This window comes from Amycolatopsis sp. NPDC031561 (assembly GCF_055580625.1).
In genome coordinates, this window is the sequence record NZ_JBVILA010000020.1 from 89,154 (window position 1) to 109,722 (window position 20,569).

General features: G+C 69.7%; 20 protein-coding genes and 1 pseudogene. 4 read left to right on the forward strand and 17 right to left on the reverse strand.

Annotated features, from left to right (window positions below; genetic code table 11):
• Positions 1–106 precede the first annotated feature (106 nt).
• From ACZ5IK_RS31760 to thyX, 5 genes are all read right to left on the reverse strand, one after another.
• On the reverse strand, positions 107–1,795 hold the full coding sequence (locus tag ACZ5IK_RS31760; protein ID WP_369862488.1) for a ribonuclease J: 1,689 nt from the start codon (positions 1,793–1,795) through the stop codon (positions 107–109).
• Between the two features lie 5 nt (positions 1,796–1,800).
• Positions 1,801–2,814, reverse strand: coding sequence for a 4-hydroxy-tetrahydrodipicolinate synthase (gene dapA / locus ACZ5IK_RS31765; protein WP_465491074.1), 1,014 nt, complete (start codon positions 2,812–2,814; stop codon positions 1,801–1,803).
• A gap of 111 nt (positions 2,815–2,925) precedes the next feature.
• Positions 2,926–4,431 carry a serine/threonine-protein kinase gene (locus ACZ5IK_RS31770; RefSeq protein ID WP_465491075.1) on the reverse strand — a complete coding sequence of 502 codons (1,506 nt, stop codon included), beginning with the start codon at positions 4,429–4,431 and terminating at the stop codon, positions 2,926–2,928.
• A gap of 82 nt (positions 4,432–4,513) precedes the next feature.
• The gene (locus ACZ5IK_RS31775; RefSeq protein ID WP_465491076.1) at positions 4,514–4,906 is read right to left on the reverse strand and encodes an ACT domain-containing protein; all 393 of its coding nucleotides are present in this window, start codon (positions 4,904–4,906) and stop codon (positions 4,514–4,516) included.
• Complete coding sequence (thyX, locus tag ACZ5IK_RS31780; RefSeq protein WP_005156312.1) at positions 4,906–5,658, reverse strand: FAD-dependent thymidylate synthase; 753 nt, start codon at positions 5,656–5,658, stop codon at positions 4,906–4,908. Before thyX ends, ACZ5IK_RS31775 begins: the two co-directional genes overlap by 1 nt.
• A 133-nt stretch (positions 5,659–5,791) precedes the next feature.
• Here thyX and ACZ5IK_RS31785 point away from each other — a divergent pair, with 133 nt between their 5' ends.
• Together ACZ5IK_RS31785 and ACZ5IK_RS31790 are read left to right on the forward strand one after the other, a co-directional pair.
• Positions 5,792–6,316 carry a toxin-antitoxin system HicB family antitoxin gene (locus ACZ5IK_RS31785; RefSeq protein ID WP_465491077.1) on the forward strand — a complete coding sequence of 175 codons (525 nt, stop codon included), beginning with the start codon at positions 5,792–5,794 and terminating at the stop codon, positions 6,314–6,316.
• 11 nt (positions 6,317–6,327) lie between these two features.
• Complete coding sequence (locus ACZ5IK_RS31790; RefSeq protein WP_465491078.1) at positions 6,328–7,236, forward strand: DUF4097 family beta strand repeat-containing protein; 909 nt, start codon at positions 6,328–6,330, stop codon at positions 7,234–7,236.
• A 196-nt stretch (positions 7,237–7,432) separates the two neighbouring features.
• On the opposite strand, the gene ACZ5IK_RS31795 is transcribed toward ACZ5IK_RS31790, so the two are convergent.
• Positions 7,433–8,653, reverse strand: a complete 1,221-nt coding sequence (locus ACZ5IK_RS31795) for a winged helix-turn-helix domain-containing protein (RefSeq protein ID WP_465491079.1) — start codon at positions 8,651–8,653, stop codon at positions 7,433–7,435.
• Between the two features lie 57 nt (positions 8,654–8,710).
• On the opposite strand from ACZ5IK_RS31795, the gene ACZ5IK_RS31800 reads away from it, so the two are divergent.
• Positions 8,711–9,271: a GNAT family N-acetyltransferase gene (locus tag ACZ5IK_RS31800; protein WP_465491080.1), complete on the forward strand. Its 561-nt coding sequence runs from the start codon at positions 8,711–8,713 to the stop codon at positions 9,269–9,271.
• 66 nt (positions 9,272–9,337) lie between these two features.
• Here ACZ5IK_RS31800 and ACZ5IK_RS31805 read toward each other — a convergent pair.
• Positions 9,338–9,808, reverse strand: a pseudogene (locus ACZ5IK_RS31805) (GtrA family protein); the annotation flags it as partial.
• A gap of 86 nt (positions 9,809–9,894) precedes the next feature.
• Between ACZ5IK_RS31805 and ACZ5IK_RS31810 the strand changes: the two are divergent.
• Positions 9,895–10,416, forward strand: coding sequence for a YqaA family protein (locus tag ACZ5IK_RS31810; protein ID WP_101606298.1), 522 nt, complete (start codon positions 9,895–9,897; stop codon positions 10,414–10,416).
• Positions 10,417–10,435: 19 nt separating this feature from the next.
• Here ACZ5IK_RS31810 and ACZ5IK_RS31815 read toward each other — a convergent pair whose 3' ends face one another.
• The 10 genes from ACZ5IK_RS31815 to ACZ5IK_RS31860 all read right to left on the reverse strand — a co-directional run bounded on the left by ACZ5IK_RS31815 (position 10,436) and on the right by ACZ5IK_RS31860 (position 20,336).
• Positions 10,436–10,885, reverse strand: coding sequence for a tetratricopeptide repeat protein (locus tag ACZ5IK_RS31815; protein WP_101606297.1), 450 nt, complete (start codon positions 10,883–10,885; stop codon positions 10,436–10,438).
• Positions 10,882–11,628, reverse strand: coding sequence for a 4-hydroxy-tetrahydrodipicolinate reductase (gene dapB / locus ACZ5IK_RS31820; protein ID WP_465491081.1), 747 nt, complete (start codon positions 11,626–11,628; stop codon positions 10,882–10,884). The genes ACZ5IK_RS31815 and dapB overlap by 4 nt, the downstream gene beginning before the upstream one ends.
• Positions 11,625–12,989 (reverse strand): M16 family metallopeptidase, encoded by a 1,365-nt coding sequence (locus ACZ5IK_RS31825; RefSeq protein ID WP_101606295.1) that lies wholly within the window; start codon positions 12,987–12,989, stop codon positions 11,625–11,627. Before ACZ5IK_RS31825 ends, dapB begins: the two co-directional genes overlap by 4 nt.
• A gap of 95 nt (positions 12,990–13,084) precedes the next feature.
• Positions 13,085–15,337: a polyribonucleotide nucleotidyltransferase gene (locus ACZ5IK_RS31830; RefSeq protein WP_465491082.1), complete on the reverse strand. Its 2,253-nt coding sequence runs from the start codon at positions 15,335–15,337 to the stop codon at positions 13,085–13,087.
• A gap of 230 nt (positions 15,338–15,567) precedes the next feature.
• Positions 15,568–15,837, reverse strand: a complete 270-nt coding sequence (rpsO, locus tag ACZ5IK_RS31835) for a 30S ribosomal protein S15 (protein WP_003084034.1) — start codon at positions 15,835–15,837, stop codon at positions 15,568–15,570.
• Between the two features lie 128 nt (positions 15,838–15,965).
• Entirely contained in the window at positions 15,966–16,475 is a 510-nt protein-coding gene (thpR, locus tag ACZ5IK_RS31840) for an RNA 2',3'-cyclic phosphodiesterase (protein ID WP_465491083.1), read from the reverse strand.
• A complete protein-coding gene (locus tag ACZ5IK_RS31845; RefSeq protein WP_465491084.1) occupies positions 16,475–16,954 on the reverse strand; it encodes an XRE family transcriptional regulator in 480 nt (159 codons plus the stop codon). Before ACZ5IK_RS31845 ends, thpR begins: the two co-directional genes overlap by 1 nt.
• A 115-nt stretch (positions 16,955–17,069) precedes the next feature.
• Positions 17,070–18,032, reverse strand: coding sequence for a bifunctional riboflavin kinase/FAD synthetase (locus ACZ5IK_RS31850; RefSeq protein WP_101606292.1), 963 nt, complete (start codon positions 18,030–18,032; stop codon positions 17,070–17,072).
• A gap of 40 nt (positions 18,033–18,072) precedes the next feature.
• On the reverse strand, positions 18,073–18,996 hold the full coding sequence (gene truB, locus ACZ5IK_RS31855; protein ID WP_465491085.1) for a tRNA pseudouridine(55) synthase TruB: 924 nt from the start codon (positions 18,994–18,996) through the stop codon (positions 18,073–18,075).
• 29 nt (positions 18,997–19,025) lie between these two features.
• On the reverse strand, positions 19,026–20,336 hold the full coding sequence (locus ACZ5IK_RS31860) for an MFS transporter (RefSeq protein ID WP_465491086.1): 1,311 nt from the start codon (positions 20,334–20,336) through the stop codon (positions 19,026–19,028).
• Positions 20,337–20,569 lie beyond the last annotated feature (233 nt).

Genomic DNA, 20,569 nt, shown 5'->3' on the forward strand with positions numbered 1-20,569 from the left:
CGGGGGGGGGGGGGGGGGGGGGGGGGGGGGGGGGGGGGGGGGGTGGGGGGGGGGGGGTGGGGGGGTGTGTTTTTCCCCCCCCCCCCCCCCCCCCCCCCACGACCCGCTAGACGGGAATGACCGTCGGCACGATCATCGGACGGCGCCGGTAGGTGTCGGCGACCCAGCGGCCGACGACGCGGCGCACGGCCTGCGCGATGCGGTGCGTGTCGGTGATGCCCTCGGCCTCGGTCCTGGCGAGTTCCATCTCCACCATCGGGAGCACGGCGTCGAGTGCCTTGGGATCGTCGGAGAACCCGCGCCCGGACACCGTCGGCTTGGTGACCGCGCGGCCGGTGCTGGTGTCGACGGCGACTGTGATGGCAATGAAGCCGCCCTCGCCGAGCACGAGCCTGTCGGACAGGGTCGACTCGCCGACGTCGCCGACCGAGAGGCCGTCGACGTACACGTGCCCGACCTCGACCCGGCCGGTGCGCGAAGCCTTGCCGTCGACGAGGTCGACCACGACGCCGTCCTCGGCGATGACCACGTTCTCCGGCGCGACGCCGGTGCGCACGGCCAGTTCACCGTTGGCACGCAGGTGCTTCCACTCGCCGTGCACCGGCATGACGTTGCTGGGGCGCACCGCGTTGTACAGGTACAGCAGCTCGCCCGCCGACGCGTGGCCGGACACGTGCACCTTGGCGTTGCCCTGGTGCACGACGTTCGCGCCGAGCCGGGTGAGGCCGTTGACGACACCGAAGACGGCCGTCTCGTTGCCGGGGATCATCGAGCTGGCGAGCACGACGGTGTCCCCCGCGCGGATCGAGATCTGCCGGTGCTCGCCGCGCGCCATGCGTGAAAGCGCCGACAGCGGCTCGCCCTGCGAACCGGTCGACACGAACAGCACCTTGCTCTCGGGCAGGTCACTGGCCTGGTCGAGGTTGACCAGCAGGCCGTCGGGCACGTTCAGCAGGCCGAGGTCGGCGGCGATGCCCATGTTCCGGACCATCGACCGGCCGACGAAGGCGACCCGGCGGCCGTGCCGCACGGCGGCGTCGAGCACCTGCTGGACGCGGTGCACGTGGCTCGCGAAGCAGGCGACGATGACGCGCTGGCCGACCTTGCGGACGACGTCGTCGAGCACCGGGCCGATGTCGCGTTCCGGCATGACGAACCCGGGCACCTCGGCGTTGGTCGAGTCGACGCAGAACAGGTCCACGCCCTCGTCGCCGAGCCGGGAGAACCCGGCGAGGTCGGTCAGCCTGCCGTCGAGCGGAAGCTGGTCGAGCTTGATGTCACCGGTGTGCAGCACGACCCCCGCCGGCGTGCGGATGGCCACCGCGAGCGCGTCCGGGATCGAGTGGTTGACCGCGAAGAACTCGAGGTCGAAGGCGCCGACCGTGCGGCGCTCCCCCTCGCGGACCTCGATCAGGTTCGGCCGCTGGCGGTGCTCCTTGGCCTTGGCCGCGAGCAGCGCGTTCGTGAACCGCGAACCGTAGATCTTCAGGTCGGGGAAGAGCCGCAGCAGGAACGGGACGGCGCCGATGTGGTCCTCGTGCCCGTGGGTGAGGACGAGGCCGTCGATGTCCTCGAGGCGGTCTTCGATCGCGCGGAAGTCGGGCAGGATCAGGTCGACGCCGGGCTGGTCGTCTTCGGGGAAGAGGACTCCGCAGTCGACGATCAGCAGACGGCCGCCGAATTCGAAGACGGTCATGTTGCGGCCGACTTCGCCGATCCCGCCGAGCGCCACGACGCGCAAGGCGCCTTCGGGCAGCGCGGGCGGCGGGGTGGTCGGTCCGGGTCCGGTTGACAATGAACTCACCGAGGCATGGTCCCTACGCTGGTATGTGAGGTCGGCGCCGTATAGGCCGCCGCTGAATCTGCTTGTGCCACCCGAGCACCATGCCAGTCACTGGCGGCGCTTTCACCGAGCGGCACGCCACCCTGGGCGAGATCGGCTGAAATCGCCTGGAGCTGCTCGTCGCTCGCGGCCACGATGGGCAGCCGCGGGTCTCCGATGTCGAAACCGCGAAGTCGCAGGGCGGCCTTCGAGAACGCGACACCGCCGACACGGGACATAGCCCGCAGAACGGGCAGCATGCCGCGGTGGTTGGTGCGCGCGGTGGAGGTGTCGCCGGATTCGTAGGCGTCCATCATGCCGCGGATCCGGCCCGCCACGACGTGCCCGATCACGCTGACCACGCCCGCGCCGCCGACGGCGACCCACGGCAGGTTGAGGCCGTCGTCACCGGAGTAGTAGGCGAGCTGCGAGTTCGCGATGACCTCGGAGCCGGCGATCAGGTCGCCCTTGGCGTCCTTGACCGCGAGGATGCGCGGATGCTCGGCGAGCCGCAGCAGCGTGTCGACCTCGATGGGGACGATCGAGCGCGGCGGGATGTCGTAGAGCATCACGGGCAGGCCGGAGGCGTCGGCGACCGTGGTGAAGTGCGCGTAGAGCCCGGCCTGGCTGGGCCGCGAGTAGTACGGGGTGACGACGAGGATGCCGTGGGCGCCCGCCGCTTCGGCCTGCTTCGCCTGCTCGACGCTGTGCGCGGTGTTGTTCGTGCCCGCCCCGGCGACGATCGTCGCGCGATCACCGACGGCTTCGACGACGGCACGGACCAGTTCGACCTTTTCGGCGTCCGTCGTGGTCGGGCTTTCGCCGGTCGTGCCGTTCACGACAAGACCGTCGTTGCCCAGATCCACGAGGTGTTCGGCCAGCTCCTGCGCCCGCTTCAGGTCCAGCGCGCCGTCGGCGTCGAAGGGGGTGGCCATCGCGGTGAGCACGCGCCCGAACGGTCTTCCCGGCGCTGCGGTGGGTGGAGTGGACATGGTGTGAAGGTACCTCCTGCGCCCGCCGAACCCCTTGCCGACGTGGTCGTTCCCTACGAATGCGGGAGATTTTCCGTGGTTGGGGCGAACTCGGCGCAAACTCTCTGTGACCTATTTGACCTTGGTGGTGATTTGCGAGGTGAGCTGCCCGCCGTCGGTCTTGGCGAGCAGGCAGAGATAGCCACGTGAGTACTTGGTGGCTTCCTCGCTCAGCGGCCGGTTCCACTCCGCCTCGGTCGGGACGACGGCCCGCCAGTAGAGCCCCGACCGCTGCTGGGCGGGCACCACGTCCGAGTTGAAGGTGGCCGAACACACCGCTTCGGCGATGCCATTCACCACTTCTGCACCGGGATACGCGACGACCTGGGCGTCATCGTCGCTCGCCGACTCGACGGCCAGCAGGTCACCCTTGGTGTAGATCTCGACCAGGTGGTTCTTGGTGCAGGTGCCGCTGGTCTCGCTGTTCATCGTGACGTTGTCCGCGAGCGGGACGTTGTAGCAGTCCCCGGACAGATCGATCTTGAGCTGGCCGTTGATGCCATAGGTCAGCGTGGGCTGCGCCTGCTTGCTCACTTCGGGCGCGACCATCCAGCGGCCGAGGAAGATCCCGCCGACCAGCGCGCCGATCACGGCGACCGCGGCCAGGCTGAGCCACAGCGGCCGGAGGTTGCGCTTCGCCGGGGCGGGTGCGAGCCGGGTCATCGGCTGGCCGGGGTGCAGCATCGCCGTGCCGCCCGAGGGCGGGGTCGGCTGGGCCTGCACGCCCTGCGCGGCCGAGAGCAGGCTGCCCACCTGGTCGTACGACATCCGCGCTTCGGGTTTGGTGACCAGCAGGCCGAGGATCGCGGCGGCCAGCGGGCCCTGGACCCTGGTCAGGTACGGCGCCTCGGTCATGATCGCGTGCAGCGTGGCCGCGGTGGTCGACCGTTCGAACGCGACGATGCCCTCGGCGGCGAAGAACAGCGTCGTGCCCAGCGACCAGAGGTCGGATTCGGGCATCGCGTCGCGGCCTTCGACCCGTTCCGGCGCCATGAACGCGGGCGAGCCGACGATCATGCCGCTGGTGGTCAGGCGCGGGTCGTCGGCGGCGTGGGCGATGCCGAAGTCGGTGAGCTTCACCCGGCCGTCCGGCGCGACCATGATGTTCGCGGGTTTGACGTCGCGGTGCACGATCCCGGCGGCGTGCGCGGCCCGCAGCGCGGACAGCACCCGCTCCCCCACCAGCGCGATCTGCTGGGCGGGCAGGGGCCCGCGCTCGCGGACCAGATCGGCCAGCGTCGGCGCCTCGACCAGCTCCATCACGATGTACGTGGCGCTGTTCTCGGTGACGACGTCGAACACGGTGACCACGGCCGGGTCGTTGAGGCGCCCGGCGGAGCGGACCTCGCGCAGCATCCGCTCCGTGAGCACCGAGGCGTCCTCGGGAGCGTTCGGGAACTTCAGCTCCTTGATCGCCACCTGGCGGCCGATCACCTGGTCCTGGGCGCGCCAGACGATCCCCATCCCGCCGCGGCCGAGCTCGCCCAGCAGGGCGTATCGGCCGGCGACGATCCGCGCGCCGGCGGCCTGATACGTCTGCTGGGGCGGCCCGTACGGACGGGTCTGTTCGTCGGTCAAGGTTCGGTGCTCCTTCGGTTCGCGCAGGATGCTAACTCGGACCCGTTCGCGCCCCGAAAGGTTCCTTCTCCCCGCTTCTGGATCAGACCGTGACCTCGTGCCCGGATTCCCGGAGGGCCTTCACCGCGCGTTCCAGCTCGGGGGCCCGGACCAGCACGTGGTCGGTGTCGAATGTGGAGATCGAGAACAGCGCCACCCCGGCGGCGGCCAGTTCGCTCGACAGCGCCGCGATGATGCCGGTCAGCGTGAAGGCCAGCGGTCCGCGGACCGACAGGAGCCGCCAGGCGTCCTCGACCGTGGCCCCGGCGGGCGCGAGGCCCGCCGGGCAGATCACCGACAGCTCCTCCGGCGTCCGCGTGATGGAGATCAGCACGGGCTCGCCGGGGTCGAGCAGATTCGCCGGAATCGCCGCGTCCGGGGCGAGGCGGGCGACCGCGTACTCACCGGGCCGGACGTCGATCGCGAGTCGTCGCATCAGCCCTCGAGAACCTTCGGGCTGGACGCGACCTCGGTGCCGTCGGGCAGCGCGGAGATGGTGAAGTCCGCGAACACGTTGCCCGAGGCCTTCTGCAGCTCACGCAGGCAGTCGATGGCCAGGGCGCGGATCTCGACGTCGGCGTGCTCGGTGGCGCGCATCGCGATGAAGTGGCGCCAGGCGCGGTAGTTGCCGGTGACCACGATGCGGGTCTCGGTCGCGTTCGGCAGCACGGCGCGGGCGGCCTGGCGGGCCTGCTTGCGGCGCAGGGTCGCGCTCGGCACGTCGGCGAACTTCTCCTCCAGCCCGGCGAGCAGCTCGGTGTAGGCGTCGACGGCGGCCTGCGAGGCGGCGAGGAACTTCGCGTGCAGCTCCGGGTCCTGCGCGATGACGTCGGGCTCGACGAACGCGGCGTCGCGCTCCGGGACGTAGCGCTGCGAGAGCTGCGAGTACGAGAAGTGCCGGTGACGGATGAGCTCGTGCGTCAGCGACCGGGAGATGCCGGTGATGTAGAAGCTGACGGACCCGTGCTCCAGCACCGACAGGTGGCCGACGTCGATGATGTGCTCGAGGTACCCGGCGTTGGTGGCCGTCTTCGGGTTCGGCTTCTTCCAGGACTGGTAGCAGGCCCGGCCCGCGAATTCGGCCAGCGCCTCACCACCGTCGGCGTCGGTCGACCACGGTACGTCCGACGGAGGGAAGAACTCCGTCTTCGCGATCAGTTGAACCTTGGGTGACACGGTCTCGGCCACGTTCGCACTCCCTTTCGACCCCTGCTCCACGACTCCGGGCAGCGTAACCGCAGCCCTCTCTGACACCCCGGCGACATCACGGTGACACCATCGACTCCTTGACTGACATCAGAAGTGACGTCATAGTGGTGTCATGGATCTGACGCCGTACATCACAAGCCTTCGCGAGGACCTCGCGAACACGGCTTCGGCCGGCGACGAGCAGACGCGGCGCGCTGCCGCGCTGCTGTCGTCGGCACTGGAGCCGGCCGCCCGGCTGACCATCATGAACGCCCTAGCCGATCTGGCCGCCGAAGTGACCTCGGCGCTGCCGGGACACGTCGTCGACGTCCGGCTCGACGGCCGCGACGTGCGCGTCGTCGTCACCGGCTCCGGCGAGAACGCCGAGCAGTCCCCGCCCCGCCACGAGACGCCGCGGGAGACCCCGCGCGCCCCCAAGGTCGACACGGGCGACATCACCCGGATCACGCTACGCCTGTTCGAGCAGGTCAAAGGCCAGGCGGAAGCCGCAGCCGCCTCTCAGGGCGTTTCGCTGAACACGTTCGTCTCGCAGGCCGTCCAGGGGGCGCTGGGCAAGAGCGGAAGCGAGCACTGGCAGTACAAGCAGAAGCCGGGCGGCGGTGCCGGTTCGCACCTGCACGGCTGGGTCCAGGGCTGAGGGGGACGGAAATGACCGAGGAAAACATTCCCGCCGGTGAAGAGGCCGTGCGTGTCGAAGAGTTCGAGGCCGAGGGCCCGATCGAGATCGACGTGAGCGTGGCCATCGGCCGGGTGACCATCGAACTGACCGACGAGAGCGGTGTCCACGCCGAGGTCCGCCGCGACGGCGGCGAGCAGCAGCCGTGGGTGGACGGGATGACGAGCCTGCTCAGCTGGGTCGGGGAACGCTTCGGCGACCAGCTCGGCGCCGACCCGCGGACGTCGGTGGGTGACGCACTGGCGCAGACGCGGATCGAGAAGGTCGGCAACCGGCTGGTCGTCCAGGCCCCGAAGGCATGGCAGCTGAAGAACGTCCCGCTCGCCGTGACCGTCCGGGCACCCGCCGGTTCGCATCTCGAGGTGCGGGCCGGGGCGGCCGACGTCACGGTGACCGGTTCCGCCGGCCGGGCCGACATCCTGACCGGCTCCGGCGACGTCGGCCTGGAGCGCGCCGACGGTTCGGCGATCGTCCGCACCGGCACCGGCGCCATCAAACTCGGGCCGACCCTGTCCGGTCTGCAGTTGCGCACCGGCAGCGGCTCCGTCGAAGCGTCGTCGGTGAGCGGTTCGGCCACGGTCGCGACCGGCACCGGCGACGTCTGGCTCGGCGAGGTCGCGGGCGAGGTCCTGGCGCGCACCGGCAGCGGCGACCTCTCGGTGGCGGACGCCGCCTCCGGATCGCTGGAGCTGACCACCGGTTCGGGCGAGGTCCGGGTCGGGATCCGCGGCGGTGTCGCCGCCGAGATCGACCTTTCGTCGACGACGGGGTCGGTGTCGAGCGAGCTGGATGTCGCGGAGAGCGCGCCTTCGGAGGTCTCGCTGAAGGTTCGGGCGCGGACCGGGACCGGCGACGCGGTGGTGACCAGCGCGGCCAGGTGAGGTCGCGGACTGCAGGGGGATCGAGGGACCTTTGCTCTCACTTTTCCACGGGGGTGGGAGCGAAGGTCCCTTGCTCGTTTCGGGGTCGTGGCCGAGGGTCAGGGCTCCGGGGATGTCATGAAAGGGGCTTTCAGGACATTTTTCGTCCTGAAAGCCCCTTTCATGACACCTGGAGGCGGAACGTCTGAAGCGAGGCTCAGCGCACGAGGCGCGAGAGCACGGGAGCGAGGTCGCCCCGCTCCCCCACCACGACCCCGTCCAGCCCCTGCCATTCCGCCATCAGCCGCAGTTCCCCCGCCAGCTCGCTCGCCACCCGCGCGACGTCCACGCCGGGCTCAGCGAAGGCGCCCTGGACGCGAAGCACCCCGGCGGCCCGATCGCATTTGAGGTCCACGCGACCGACGAGTTCGCCGTCGAGCAGGAACGGGAACACGTAGTACCCGTAGATCCGCTTCGGCTCGGGAACGTAGATCTCGATGCGGTAGAAGAAGTCGAAGATGCGCTCGGTCCGGGCGCGTTCCCAGATCAGCGGGTCGAACGGCGACAGCAGCGCGCGGCCGGTGACCGTGCGAGGTGCCTTCGCCGCGACGTGCCGGTACGCCGGCGCGGGCCAGCCGTCCACGGTCACCGGTTCCAGCACGCCCGCGTCGACCAGTTCGGCCACCGCCCGCTTGCTGACGTCGGGGCCGAGCCGGTAGTAGTCCCGCAGGTCCGGCTCGGTGCCGATGCCCAGCGCGACGGCCGCGCGGGTGATCAGCGCGCGGGCGCCTTCCTCCGGGCTCACCCGCAGCGACAGGATCTCCGGCGGCACGACGCGTTCGGTCAGGTCGTACAGCCGCTCGAACGACTTCCGGGTGCCGGTGGTCAGCTGTCCCATGCCGAAAAGCCACTCGCAGGCCTTCTTGACCTCCGACCGCTCCCACCACGAGCCGGGCTTGTAACCGCCCGACCCGCTCTCCAGCGCGCGCTCGATGCCGCCCGCGCCGATCGGCCCCCGCTCCTTGACCACGGCGAGGATGTCGTCCACCAGCTGCGGCGTCTGCTCCAACACGCGTGCGTAGTTCGTCCACCAGCCCATGCGCTTGGCACCGGACCGCAGGAGCGGCCAGTCCGCCACCGGCAGCAGACTCGCCTCGTGCGCCCAGGATTCGACCAGCATCCGGGGCTTACGGGCGGAATGCGACCAGGCCGCGTCGTCCACCAGCGAAGGTTCGTACGCGCCGAGCCGGGAGAAGATCGGCATGTAGTGCGCGCGGACCGCGACGTTCACCGAATCCAGCTGCAGCAACTGGGTTCGCGACAACACGCGCTGCAGATGCCGTCTGCTCACCGCGCCACTGGGACGCGCGTCGGCGAACCCTTGCGCGGCCAGGGCGATCCGGCGTGCGACCGGCCCGCTGATGGTCGTAGTGCTCATCTCCCGCATGGTGCCATCCGCCACCGACAGTTTCCGGCGACCTACTAAGTTCTCCCCATGGCCGCCGCCGAAGTCCGCCCAGCAATCGTTTCCGACGCCCCCGAGATCGCCCGCATCCAACGCGACACCTGGCGAAGCGCATACACGGAGCTGCTCGGCGAAGCGGCTGTCGCCGAGCTCGACGTCGTGGAGCTCGAGAAGACCTGGGCCGAAACGATCGAGTACCCGGGCACGCGCGTTTTCCTCGCCACCGAAGGCGAGTTCACCGTCGGCTTCTGCGTCGCGGGAAGGGCGCCGGAGGGCGAAGTGGCCGCCGCCGACGGATCGCTGCCCGACGACGCCTCGACGACGGCGCTCGTCGCCTCGCTGCTGGTCGAACCGCGCTGGGGACGGCGCGGGCACGCGGGACGGCTGCTCGCGAACGCGTCCACCTGGCTGCGCGAGGACGGCGCCACACGCGGGATCAGCTGGGTCGCCCAGACCGATCACGCGTCACTGGGCTTCTTCCGCCGCGCGGGCTGGTCGCCCGACGGAACCGTCCGCATCCTCGACACCGGAAGCACGAACGTGCGCGAAGTCCGGCTCACCGGCACCCTCGCCCTCGAGCTCACTCCCTGACTTCGCGAACACGACCCAGCGCATCACCGAGTACATGAAGACGCCTTCGCAGGCCCCGGCGATCAGCCGCGACAGGCGGTAGTCGACGCCTAACGCGGCAAGTCCCGCGCCGACGCCGAGCAGGAACGCCAGGTAGTTGACGACGATCGCGACGACGTACAAAGCCGCCTGCCTGCCGACGGGCGCGTGCGAGCGGAAGTTCATGCTGCGGTTCAGCACGAAGCTCAGCCCGAACGCCGTCGCGTACGCGAGCGTGATCGCCAGCCACACCGGCAGGCCGAGCCAGCCGCGAAGCAGCACGAGCAGAAGCAGGTCGACCCCGAAGGTGAACCCGTTGATGAGCGCGAAACCGAGGAAACTCGGCGCCACCAGCCGGGAAAGCCCGAAGGGGAGGCGCCGGACCACGGCCGCGCAGAAGTCGGCGAAGCGATCCGCGAAACCCTTACCGCGGACCGCGTCGTGCACGTCGGCCACGCACCCAGGATGGCAGCGCCAGGTGGCCGCGAGCCGACGGTCAGGTGATCTTCTGGTGCGCACCCGAAGCCGGTAACGGGGGCTGGCCCCAGTGCGACCCGTATTTCAGCTGATAACTTGGAGAAGACGAAGATAACGGGGAGGCAACGATGGTGGGCTGGTTGCTCCTGTCGTTCGGCGTCGCCTTCGGTTCCGCGATCCTCCCCATCGTCAGCATCGAGATGTTCCTCATCGGCCTGTGCGCGAGCGAACCGACGCTGCCGTGGCTACTGCTCGGCGCCGTCGTCGCGGCCGGTCAGGTCGGCGGGAAGACGCTCTACTATCTCGCCGCGAAGGGCACGATCAAGCTGCCGAAACCCCTGCACGACCGGCTGCACCGGGAGCGGCCGCCCACCCCGCGCCGGGAAAGATGGCGGGCCCGCACCAAGAAGATGCGCGCCCGGCTCGACGCCCTTCGCGAGCGCTGTCACCGGCATCCGCACTGGATGGCGGGCACCTACGGGGTGAGCTCGGTCGTCGGGCTGCCGCCGTACATGGCCACGAGCGTGCTCGCGGGGCTGGTGAAGATGCCGCTGGCGAGCTTCCTGGCCACCGGATTCCTGGGCCGCTGGCTGCGGTTCAGCCTGCTGGCCGCCTCCCCCGCCCTGTTCGCGGGCTGGTTCCACTACTGAACCGCCCGCAAGTAGTCCTCTAGTTGCGGGACGTCGCTTCCAGCTCGACGGCGCGCCGCATCGTGGCGCGGGCCCGTTTCCGGTCTCCGGCGATCTCGTACGCGTAAGCCAGCCGGTACCAGACGCGCCAGTTCTCCTGGTCCGCCTCGACCTCGGCCCGGCGCTCGTCGAACCAGGCGTCCGCGGCGTCGCGATCCACCCGGCCCGAAGGCCGCCGGGGCAGATCGGACACGTCGGGCAGGCCGCCTTCTTCGTCCAGCCGCCGTGAAAGCCGCTGGATCTGGACGCCGGAACGCCAGGTGGTCACGATGATCCAGATCCCGAGCAGCGGCAGCAGCAGGACACCGATGCCGAAGATCACCGGCACCGTCTCGCCGGTGCCCAGCAGCGCGATCCCGCGGCCTGCCAGCAGCACGACGTAGATCGCGAGCGCCGCCGTCATCACCAGCGCGAAATTGCGGGCCCTCACAGGTCGAGGATGTTCTCGAGACCGACCGTCAGGCCGGGCCGCGTGAGCACCGAGCGCACGCCGAGCAGCACCCCCGGCATGAACGACGTGCGGTGCAGCGAGTCGTGCCGGATGGTGAGGGTCTCCCCCTCGCCGCCGAACAGGATCTCCTCGTGCGCCACCAGGCCGGGCAGCCGGACGGAGTGCACGCGGACGTTCTCGACGAGCGCGCCGCGGGCACCGTCCACTTCGGACGTCGTGGCGTCGTCGCCCGGTTCGAGCCCGGCTTCCGCGCGGGCCTCGCCGATCAGCCGGGCGGTGTGCGCGGCGGTGCCGGACGGTGCGTCGGCCTTGCGGTTGTGGTGCAGTTCGATGACTTCGGCCGAGTTGTAGAACCGTGCCGCCTGCTGGGCGAAGCGCATCGCCAGCACCGCGCCGAGGGCGAAGTTCGGCGCGATGAGGACGCCGAGCGACGGGTCGGCGTCGAGCCACGAGCGCAGCTTCTCCAGCCGCTCCCCGCTGAACCCGGTGGTCCCGACGACCGCGTGGATCCCGTTTCCGGTCAGGAACTCCAGGTTGTCCATCACCGCGTCGGGATGGGTGAAGTCGACGACGACCTGTGCCTGCTTGAGCGCCGAGAAGTCGTCACCGGCGTCGAGCGCGGCGACGAGTTCCATGTCGTCGGCGCCCTTGACGGCGTTGACCACTTCCTGGCCCATCCGGCCGCGTGCGCCCAGCACGCCGACGCGAATTCCAGCGGTCATGATGCGATCACCTCGTGCAGATCGTCCGGAAGGTCGTCGGCGTGAGCGTACGGCCCGACCACCGCCGCCGCCGACACGCCACCAGGGCGGTGCAGCAGAGTGCGAGCGAGCGCACAGACCTCTTCGGTGGTGACGGCGTCGATCCGCGCCACCGTGTCGTCGACGCCGAGATACCGGCCGTAGTTCAGTTCGTTCTTGCCGATCCGCGACATCCGCGACGAGGTGTCCTCGAGACCGAGCACGAGCCCGCCCCGCAACTGCCCCTTGGCGCGCGCGACCTCGGCTTCGCTCAGCCCGTCCTTGCCGACGAGTTCGAGCACCTCGCGGATCACTCCGGCGACCTCGCCGAGCTTCTCCGGCTGACAACCCGCGTACACGGCCATGTGCCCGGCGTCGGCGTAGCTCGCGACGGACGAGTACACCTGGTACGCCAGCCCGCGCTTCTCGCGGACCTCCTGGAACAGGCGCGAACTCATCCCGCCGCCGAGCGCGGCGTTGAGCACCGACTGCGCGAACCGCCGTTCGTCGTGGCGCGGCAGCGACCGCAGACCGAGCATCACGTGCGCCTGCTCGGTGTCGTCGGTGTGCAGCGCGAGTTTCGGCGCCAGCACGATCCGCGCCCGCCCGGTGCGCGGCGGCACCGGTGTCGCCGTCCCGGTCAGCCGGTTCCGCAAAGCCTTGCGCACCAAGCGAAGTACCTGACCGTGCTCGATATTCCCGGCGACCGCGAGCACCATCCGCGGCAGCGTGTAGCGGCGCCGGTAGAACCCCCGCAACGCCGACGCGGACATCTCGATGATGGACTTCTCGCTGCCCAGCACCGGACGGCCCAGCGCGTGATCGCCCAGGATCGCGCCGACGAACGTCTCGTGCAGCAGGTCTTCGGGGTCGTCGTCGCGCATCGAGATCTCTTCGAGCACGACACTGCGCTCGGTCTCGACGTCCTTGTCCGTGCACAGCGCCTCGAACACGACGTCGGTGACGAGGTCCATCGCGAGCGGCAAGTCCTCGTCGAGCACCTGCGCGTAGTAGCAGGTGTGTTCCTTCGCGGTGAACGCGTTGAACTCCCCGCCGACCGCGTCGATCTCCTCGGCGATCTGGGTGGCGTCACGGTTCGTGGTGCCCTTGAACAGCAGGTGTTCGAGGTAGTGCGCCGCGCCCTCGACCGACGACGGCTCGTCCCGCGATCCGACGCCGACCCACAGCCCGACCGTCACCGACCGGGAGGCGGGAACGTGCTCGGTGATGACCCTGAGGCCACCGGCCAGCACGCTGCGCTTGACCACCGCGCCGTCCGAAGTGGACTCGAGGGTGCGGGTGCTGCCGACGGGCTGTTCGTGCCCGGAAACCTGACGAGCCAACGGATCCCTTACTCACATGTCATGAAAGGGTCGTTCAGGACGAAAAATGTCCTGAACGACCCTTTCATGACGTTTCACAACGTACGCTGCCGGTCCTACTGAGCGTCGGCCTTCGGAGCGTCGGCGCTCTCAGCGGGCTTCTCGGCCGCGGCGGCGTCTTCCTCCTGGACCACGATCAGGCTGATCTTGCCGCGGTTGTCGATGTCGGCGATCTCGACGCGGAGCTTGTCGCCCACGTTGACCACGTCTTCGACCTTGGCGATCCGCTTGCCGTTGCCCAGCTTGGAGATGTGCACCAGGCCGTCCTTGCCCGGCAGCAGCGAGACGAACGCGCCGAACGCGGCCGTCTTCACCACGGTGCCGAGGAAGCGCTCGCCGACCTTGGGCAGCTGCGGGTTGGCGATGGCGTTGATCAGGTCGATCGCCGCCTCCGCCGACGGGCCGTCGGCCGCACCCACGTAGATCGTGCCGTCGTCCTCGATGGAGATGTCGGCGCCGGTCTCCTCGGTGATCGAGTTGATCATCTTGCCCTTCGGGCCGATGACCTCGCCGATCTTGTCCACCGGGATCTTCACGCTGGTGACGCGCGGGGCGAACGGGCTCATCTCGTCCGGGCCGTCGATCGCCTCGGCGATGACCTCCAGGATGGTGAGGCGAGCGTCCTTCGCCTGCTTCAGCGCGGCCGCGAGGACCTCCGACGGGATGCCGTCGAGCTTCGTGTCGAGCTGAAGCGCGGTGATGATCTCCTTGGTGCCGGCGACCTTGAAGTCCATGTCACCCATGGCGTCTTCGGCACCGAGGATGTCGGTCAGCGCGACGTAGCGGGTCTCGCCGTCGACCTCGTCGGAGATGAGGCCCATGGCGATGCCGGCGACCGGCGCCTTCAGCGGGACACCCGCGTTCAGCAGCCCCATGGTCGACGCGCAGACCGAGCCCATCGAGGTGGAGCCGTTGGAGCCCAGCGCCTCGGAGACCTGGCGGATCGCGTACGGGAACTCGTCACGCTTCGGCAGGACCGGGACCAGGGCGCGCTCGGCGAGCATGCCGTGGCCGATCTCGCGCCGCTTCGGCGAACCGACACGGCCGGTCTCGCCGGTGGAGAACGGCGGGAAGTTGTAGTGGTGCAGGTAGCGCTTGTGCGTCTCCGGGGAGAGCGAGTCGATCTGCTGCTCCATGCGGAGCATGTTCAGCGTGGTGACGCCCAGGATCTGCGTTTCTCCACGCTCAAACAGCGCCGACCCGTGCGCCCGCGGGATCACGGCGACCTCGGCGGCGAGCGACCGGATGTCGGTCAGGCCGCGGCCGTCCATGCGGACCTTGTCCGTGAGGACGCGCTTGCGCATGATCTTCTTCGACAGGGCCTTGAAGGCCGCGCCGATCTCCTTCTCACGGCCCTGGAAGGCTTCGCCCTCGCCCAGGCCGATCTTCTCCAGCACGGCGGCCTTGACCTGGTCCGTCGCGCTGTCGCGGTCCTGCTTGCCCGCGATGGTCAGGGCGTTCGCGAGGTCGTCGGTCGCGATGGCGGCGACGGCGTCGAAGGCGTCCTGCTCGAAGGCGAGGAAGACCGGGAACTCGCCGGTCGGCTTGGCGGCGACGTCGGCCAGCTCTTGCTGTGCGAGACAGAGCACCTTGATGAACGGCTTCGAGGCCTCGAGGCCCTCGGCGACGGCGATCTCGTCCGGCGCCTTGCCGCCACCGGCGATCAGGTCGAGCGTCTTGTCGGTGGCCTCGGCCTCGACCATCATGATCGCGACGTCGTCACCGACGATGCGGCCGGCGACCACCATGTTGAAGGTGGCCTCTTCCAGCTGCTTCCAGGTCGGGAACGCGACCCACTGGCCCTCGATCAGCGCGACGCGGACGCCGCCGACCGGGCCCGAGAACGGCAGGCCGGCGATCTGGGTCGAGGCCGAAGCCGCGTTGATCGCGAGCACGTCGTACGGGTCGTCCGGGTTGAGGCTCTGGACGGTGATGACGACCTGGATCTCGTTGCGGAGACCGTCGGTGAACGACGGGCGCAGCGGCCGGTCGATCAGGCGGCAGGTCAGGATCGCGTCGGTCGACGGGCGACCCTCGCGACGGAAGAACGCGCCGGGGATGCGTCCGGCGGCGTACATCCGCTCCTCGACGTCCACGGTCAGCGGGAAGAAGTCGAAGTGGTCCTTCGGGTGCTTCGACGCGGTGGTCGCCGAGAGCAGCATGGTCTCTTCGTCGAGGTACGCGACGACGGCGCCGGCGGCCTGACGGGCCAGGCGGCCGGTCTCGAAGCGGACGGTGCGGGTGCCGAAACGGCCGTTGTCGATCACGGCTTCGGTTTCGTGCACGGTGACTCCGGTGGAGTCGGTCATAGGGTGTATCTCCTCTTTTGATCCTCTGTAACGGCGCGAGTCTCCCACCCTGGGACCTGTTTCGCCTGCGGACGCTCGAGGAGTGAGGCCGGTCTTCGATCGAAGCCCCCGGGCCGTTGCCCGGGAACCACTACCGAGGACCGGCGGACGGGTTCCTCGTGCGCGCTCGCGCCTTCTGTTCTTAGACCGAGGGGGAGCGACCGTCGTGGTCACTCCCCCTCGGGTTCAAGCTATCGGCGGAGGCCGAGACGCTGGATCAGCGCACGGTAACGCTCGATGTCCACCTTCATCACGTAGTTCAGCAGCCGGCGGCGACGGCCGACCAGCAGCAGGAGCCCGCGACGGGAGTGGTGGTCGTGCTTGTGAGCCTTGAGGTGCTCGGTGAGGCCGACGATGCGCTTGGTCAGCAGCGCGACCTGGGCCTCGGGGGATCCGGTGTCCGAGTCGTGCACGCCGTACTCGGCGAGGATCGACTTCTTCTCTTCGGTGGACAAAGCCACAGTGGTGCTCCTAGATATTCTGTGCCGTGCGGCCCGGACGATCGATCACGCCGGGTGAGACGGTCACGGCCGCCACGGACTGCAGCCGGACCCGATCGTCGAGGTTACCAGCCCCGTGATCAGCGGCTTCAGGCGCGGGCGTGGTGGAACTCGTACGACCGGATCACCCGGTAGTGCGAAACATCCTGCTCGCGGTCACTGCGGATCAGCACGGCTTCGGTCGCCGTCCAAGTTCTGCTGGTGAACCCGGCCAGCCGCTCCACCCACGCGCTCGCGGCTTCCGGCCGGTCGCGGGGGAAGCGGGCCAGTGTCAGGTGGGCCACATAGGGCCTGCCTTCACTCTCCGCGCCGGCCTTCAGGGCCAGCTCGTGGAGCCCGGTTCCGGACACACTCAACCACAGCACCCCGGGGAATGTCGCGGCCTTTTCCAGCCGGACGTCGATCGGGCCCGCGTCCGCCAGCCGTCCGGCGAGCCGGTCGCCCCGGCCGTCCGCGTCGTCCTCGCCGTAGAAACCGAGGGTGACGTGCCAATGTTCCCGCCGCGACCAGCGCAGATCGCCGCCCTCGGGGGCACCCAGCGCCTCGGCGATCTCGTCGAGGACGTCGTCAGGCGGGATCAGGGCGCTGAAGAGGTTCATCAGGAGTTCTTGGCCGCCCGGCGCAGCAGATCCGCGAGGGCCGGGAAATCGTCGTCGAGCAGCTTCGCGGCTTCGGTGAGGTCTTCGTCCTCGCCGATGTCCCGCAGTGCCGCGAGCACACCCTGGTCGTCGGCGACGGCCCCGACCGGGATGCTGTCACGGCCCACTGTCGGCCGTGAGTCGCGGACGTCCTCGAGCGCCTCCTGCATGGCCTTCCGGTCCCCCGCGGCGACCGCCGGGACCAGCACCTTGCGCTCCAGCATGATCATCTTGGCGAGGACGACCGGGTTGCCGATCTTCGCGCGGCGCCCGCTCATCACCTGGCTGAGCATGGGCGCGCTGATGCCGAGGACCTCGGCGAGGAATGCCTGGGAGATGTCGAACGCGACGACCAGTCTCCGCACGCGATCGCCGAGCGGCTCCCCGTACCACTCCCTCTGCAGCGCGATGTTCCGCTGGACGATCTTGTGGTCCTCCACCTGGTCCGCTCCCCTAACCCCGTCGAACGCCATGCGCGGTCCGTGACATCTTGCCACCGGATCGCGCCGTGACGGGCGTGTTTGTCGATTGTCATCCGGCCAAGGCCGGCTCCGGTCAGTCCTGCCCGCCGAGCAGTTCCCTGGTCCGGAGGACGTCTTCGTCGATCTGCTTCACCAGACCTTCCGACGTCGGGAAACGGACCTGGTCCCGCAGCTTGGCGACGAAATCGAGCGAAACGTGCTGTCCGTAGAAGTCTTCGTCGATGTCGAGGACGAACGCCTCGACGGTGCGTTCCCGCCCCGAGAAGGTCGGATTGGTCCCGACCGACACCGCCGCGCGCAGCCGGTGCCCAAGATCCGACGAACGGGTGAACCAGGCGCTGTAGACCCCGTCGGCGGGCACCGCGGCGAAGCGCGGCGTCGACAGGTTCGCCGTCGGGTAGCCGAGATCGTGTCCCCGGCCGTCGCCCCGGACGACGATGCCCTCCAGCCGGTGCGGCCTGCCGAGCGCCTCGGACGCCGCGACGACGTCCCCGGCGTCGATGCACGAGCGGACGTAGGTCGAGGAGAAAGTGATCTCGTTCTCCGTCTGCTGCTGCGCGAGCAGCCCCTGCAGTTCCGCGCCGTGCGCCACGAAACCGAACCGCTTCCCCAGTGTCCGCAGGAGAGTGACGTCACCGGCGGCCTTGGCGCCGAAGGTGAAGTTCTCCCCCACGATCACCGCGGCCGCGTGCAGTTTGTCCACCAGGACCTCGTGCACGAACTCGTGCGCCGTCAGCCTGGACAGTTCCAGCGTGAACGGCAGCACGCAGAAGACGTCGACGCCGAGGCCCTCGACCAGTTCCGCCTTGCGGCGCAACGTGGTCAGCTGCGCGGGATGGCTGCCCGGCCGGATCACCTCCGACGGATGCGGATCGAAGGTCAGCACCACACTCGGCACCCCGCGTTCGGCGGCGGCGCGGACCGTCCTCGAGATCAGCTCCTGATGCCCGCGGTGCACGCCGTCGAAGACGCCGATCGTCACCACGCACCGTCCCCAGCTCCCGGGAAGGTCACCCAAACCACGCCAACGCTGCACTTGTAGCCCCGTCTCCTCCAGGCCCGCTTCGTGCACCACCCTAGGCGGGCAGCAACACGACCACCGAGCGGGCCAGTTCGCCTTCGTCCGCGGCGAGCGCGAGCACCTTGCCGTCCGGTCCGAACATCCCGTAGGTCCCCTCGATCCCGGCCGACGGCACCCTCTGTCCATATCGGACCGACTGCGCCATGCGGGCGTCCAGGTCGCGGCGCGGGAACGCGGCGGCGACGGCGGCGTCGAGGTCCAGTGAAAGCCCGGGCTCTTCTTCGAGCTGGTCGAGGGTGCGGGCCTTGGCGAGCGTGAACGGCCCGACCGTGGTGCGCCGCAGCGCGCGCAGATGCCCGCCGGCACCCAGTCCCGCCCCGAGGTCGCGGGCCAGCGCCCGGACGTAGGTCCCGGACGAACACTCGACGACGGCGTCGAGTTCGATCCGGCCAGCCTCGCGGCGGGTGGCGAGCAGATCGAAGCGGTGCACGGTGACCGGACGCGGCGGGATCACCACCTCCTCGCCGGCGCGGACGCGGGCGTACGCGCGCTTCCCGTCGATCTTGACCGCGCTGACCGCGCTCGGCACCTGCTGGATGTCGCCGGTCAGCGCGGCGATCCCGGCGGCGATCGCGTCGTCGGTGATCTTCTCGACGTCTTCCGGGGCGGCTTCGGCGATCGGCTCGCCCTCGGCGTCGTCGGTCGTGGTCGACAGTCCCAAGGAGAGGGTCGCGAGGTAGGTCTTGCGGTCCAGCGCCAGGTGGCCGAGGAGTTTCGTCGCGCGTTCGATGCCGAGCACCAGGACGCCGGTGGCCATCGGGTCGAGGGTGCCGGCGTGCCCGACCTTGCGGGTGCCCATGAAGCGCCGCGCCCTGGCGACGACGTCGTGGGAGGTCATCCCGGACGGCTTGTCGACGATGACGAGACCGGGCGGCGGGGCTGGACGTTTCTTGGCGGGGGCTTGATTGGGGCGCGACACGGGCCGAACCCTATCTTTCGGGCCCGCCCCTAGGACGAGACGGGCAGTGGCGCTTCGGCGTCCCAGCGGCGGCGCCGGATCTGCACCGGGATCTCTTCGCCGCGCGCCTCGGCCTCGAACAGCACGGCGCGGGTGCGCCGCCACCACACGAGCATCCGGAAGGTGCCCAGCGCGAGCACCGCGAGCACGGACAGCAGCGCCAGGCGGAACGCGCCGCCGGTCCACTCCAGCAGGACACCGACCGCGAGCGCCGAGATCGTCGTGGCCACGAACCCGCCGACGTTCACGACACCGGTCGCGGTGCCGACTCGCGAGAGCGGGTTGTAGTCCCGTGCCAGCGCGAAGCCGATCATCGACGCGGGACCGCCGAGGGAAAGGAAGGCGAACGCGGGGACCAGGACCGCGACCGGCGTCGTCCCGCCCCAGCCGAGCAAGACCGCCCAGATCACCGCGGCGACGCCGATGTACCCGCCGACGAGCGGCATCCGCAGCGACGGGCGCCGTCCGATCAGGCCGCCGATGAACGGGCCGCCGATCATCGAGCCGAACACGAACACGATCAGCAGCGAACTCGCGGTGGACTTCGGATAACCCTGTCCCTGCACCAGGAACGGGACACCCCACAGCATGGTCAGCACGTTGGGCGCGAACATCGTGCTGAAGTGGACCCAGAATCCCAGCCTGGTCCCGGGGGTCCGCCACGCCTCGGCGACCTGGCGGCCGAGCACCTTCGGGTGCACCTTTCCGCGCACGGGCTCCGGCTCGCCGGGCGGGGAGTCCTTGACGCGGAGGGCGACGACGGCGGCGTACAGCGCCGTCACCAGGCCGACGGCGAGGAAGGTCGGGGTCCAGCCGGGACCGTCGAGCAGCAGGCCGAGCGGGACGGTCGCGGCGAGGTTGCCGACGTAACCGATGGCCCCGGTCAGCGCGGCGAGCAGGGCGTACTGGCGGCCGGGGAAGTGCGCGGCGATCAGCCGCATGATGCTCACGAACGTCAGCGCGTCGCCGAAGCCGACGACACCGCGCGCGACCAGGCCGAGCGGGTAGGAATCGGCGATCGCGAGCAGGATCTGGCCGAGGCCGAGGAAGAACACGGCGGCGGTGAGCACGCGGCGCGGGCCGTAGCGGTCGACCAGGACGCCGGTGGGGATCTGCATCGCGGCGTAGACGCCGACCTGCAGGACGGTGAACGTGCCGAGCGCGGCCGCGCCGACGCCGAAGCGGTCGGCGGCCTGCAGCCCGGCGACGCCGAACGACGTGCGGTGGAAGACGGCGAGGAGGTAGACGGTGACGGCGGCGAACCAGATGAACCAGGACCGGCGGGTGGCTCGGCCTGTCACAGTGTTTCCTCCTCGAGAACGGTTTCGGGCAAGTGAAGACGCCCGCACTGCCGCCTCATATAGTTGTAACTCCTAAGCAATGGCGAAACATAGCCGTTACCCGGGTGGTTTTCGCCACACGCCCGCGCTCCCCACCCCCGCGTTTCGTCCTCTAGTTGCGGTAGTTGCGCGTGCAAGGAAAAAAAAACAGGGGAAGAAAAAAGGGGGGGGGAGGTTGCCATCGATGGGGCCCC

Coding starts and splice junctions, on each gene's coding strand:
- ACZ5IK_RS31830 (WP_465491082.1), bottom strand. CDS start 15,337: ATGACCGACTCCACCGGAGTCACCGTGCACGAAACCGAAGCCGTGATC.
- ACZ5IK_RS31785 (WP_465491077.1), top strand. CDS start 5,792: ATGGATCTGACGCCGTACATCACAAGCCTTCGCGAGGACCTCGCGAAC.
- ACZ5IK_RS31810 (WP_101606298.1), top strand. CDS start 9,895: ATGGTGGGCTGGTTGCTCCTGTCGTTCGGCGTCGCCTTCGGTTCCGCG.
- thpR (WP_465491083.1), bottom strand. CDS start 16,475: ATGAACCTCTTCAGCGCCCTGATCCCGCCTGACGACGTCCTCGACGAG.
- dapA (WP_465491074.1), bottom strand. CDS start 2,814: ATGTCCACTCCACCCACCGCAGCGCCGGGAAGACCGTTCGGGCGCGTG.
- ACZ5IK_RS31775 (WP_465491076.1), bottom strand. CDS start 4,906: ATGCGACGACTCGCGATCGACGTCCGGCCCGGTGAGTACGCGGTCGCC.
- ACZ5IK_RS31800 (WP_465491080.1), top strand. CDS start 8,711: ATGGCCGCCGCCGAAGTCCGCCCAGCAATCGTTTCCGACGCCCCCGAG.
- ACZ5IK_RS31795 (WP_465491079.1), bottom strand. CDS start 8,653: ATGAGCACTACGACCATCAGCGGGCCGGTCGCACGCCGGATCGCCCTG.
- dapB (WP_465491081.1), bottom strand. CDS start 11,628: ATGACCGCTGGAATTCGCGTCGGCGTGCTGGGCGCACGCGGCCGGATG.
- ACZ5IK_RS31790 (WP_465491078.1), top strand. CDS start 6,328: ATGACCGAGGAAAACATTCCCGCCGGTGAAGAGGCCGTGCGTGTCGAA.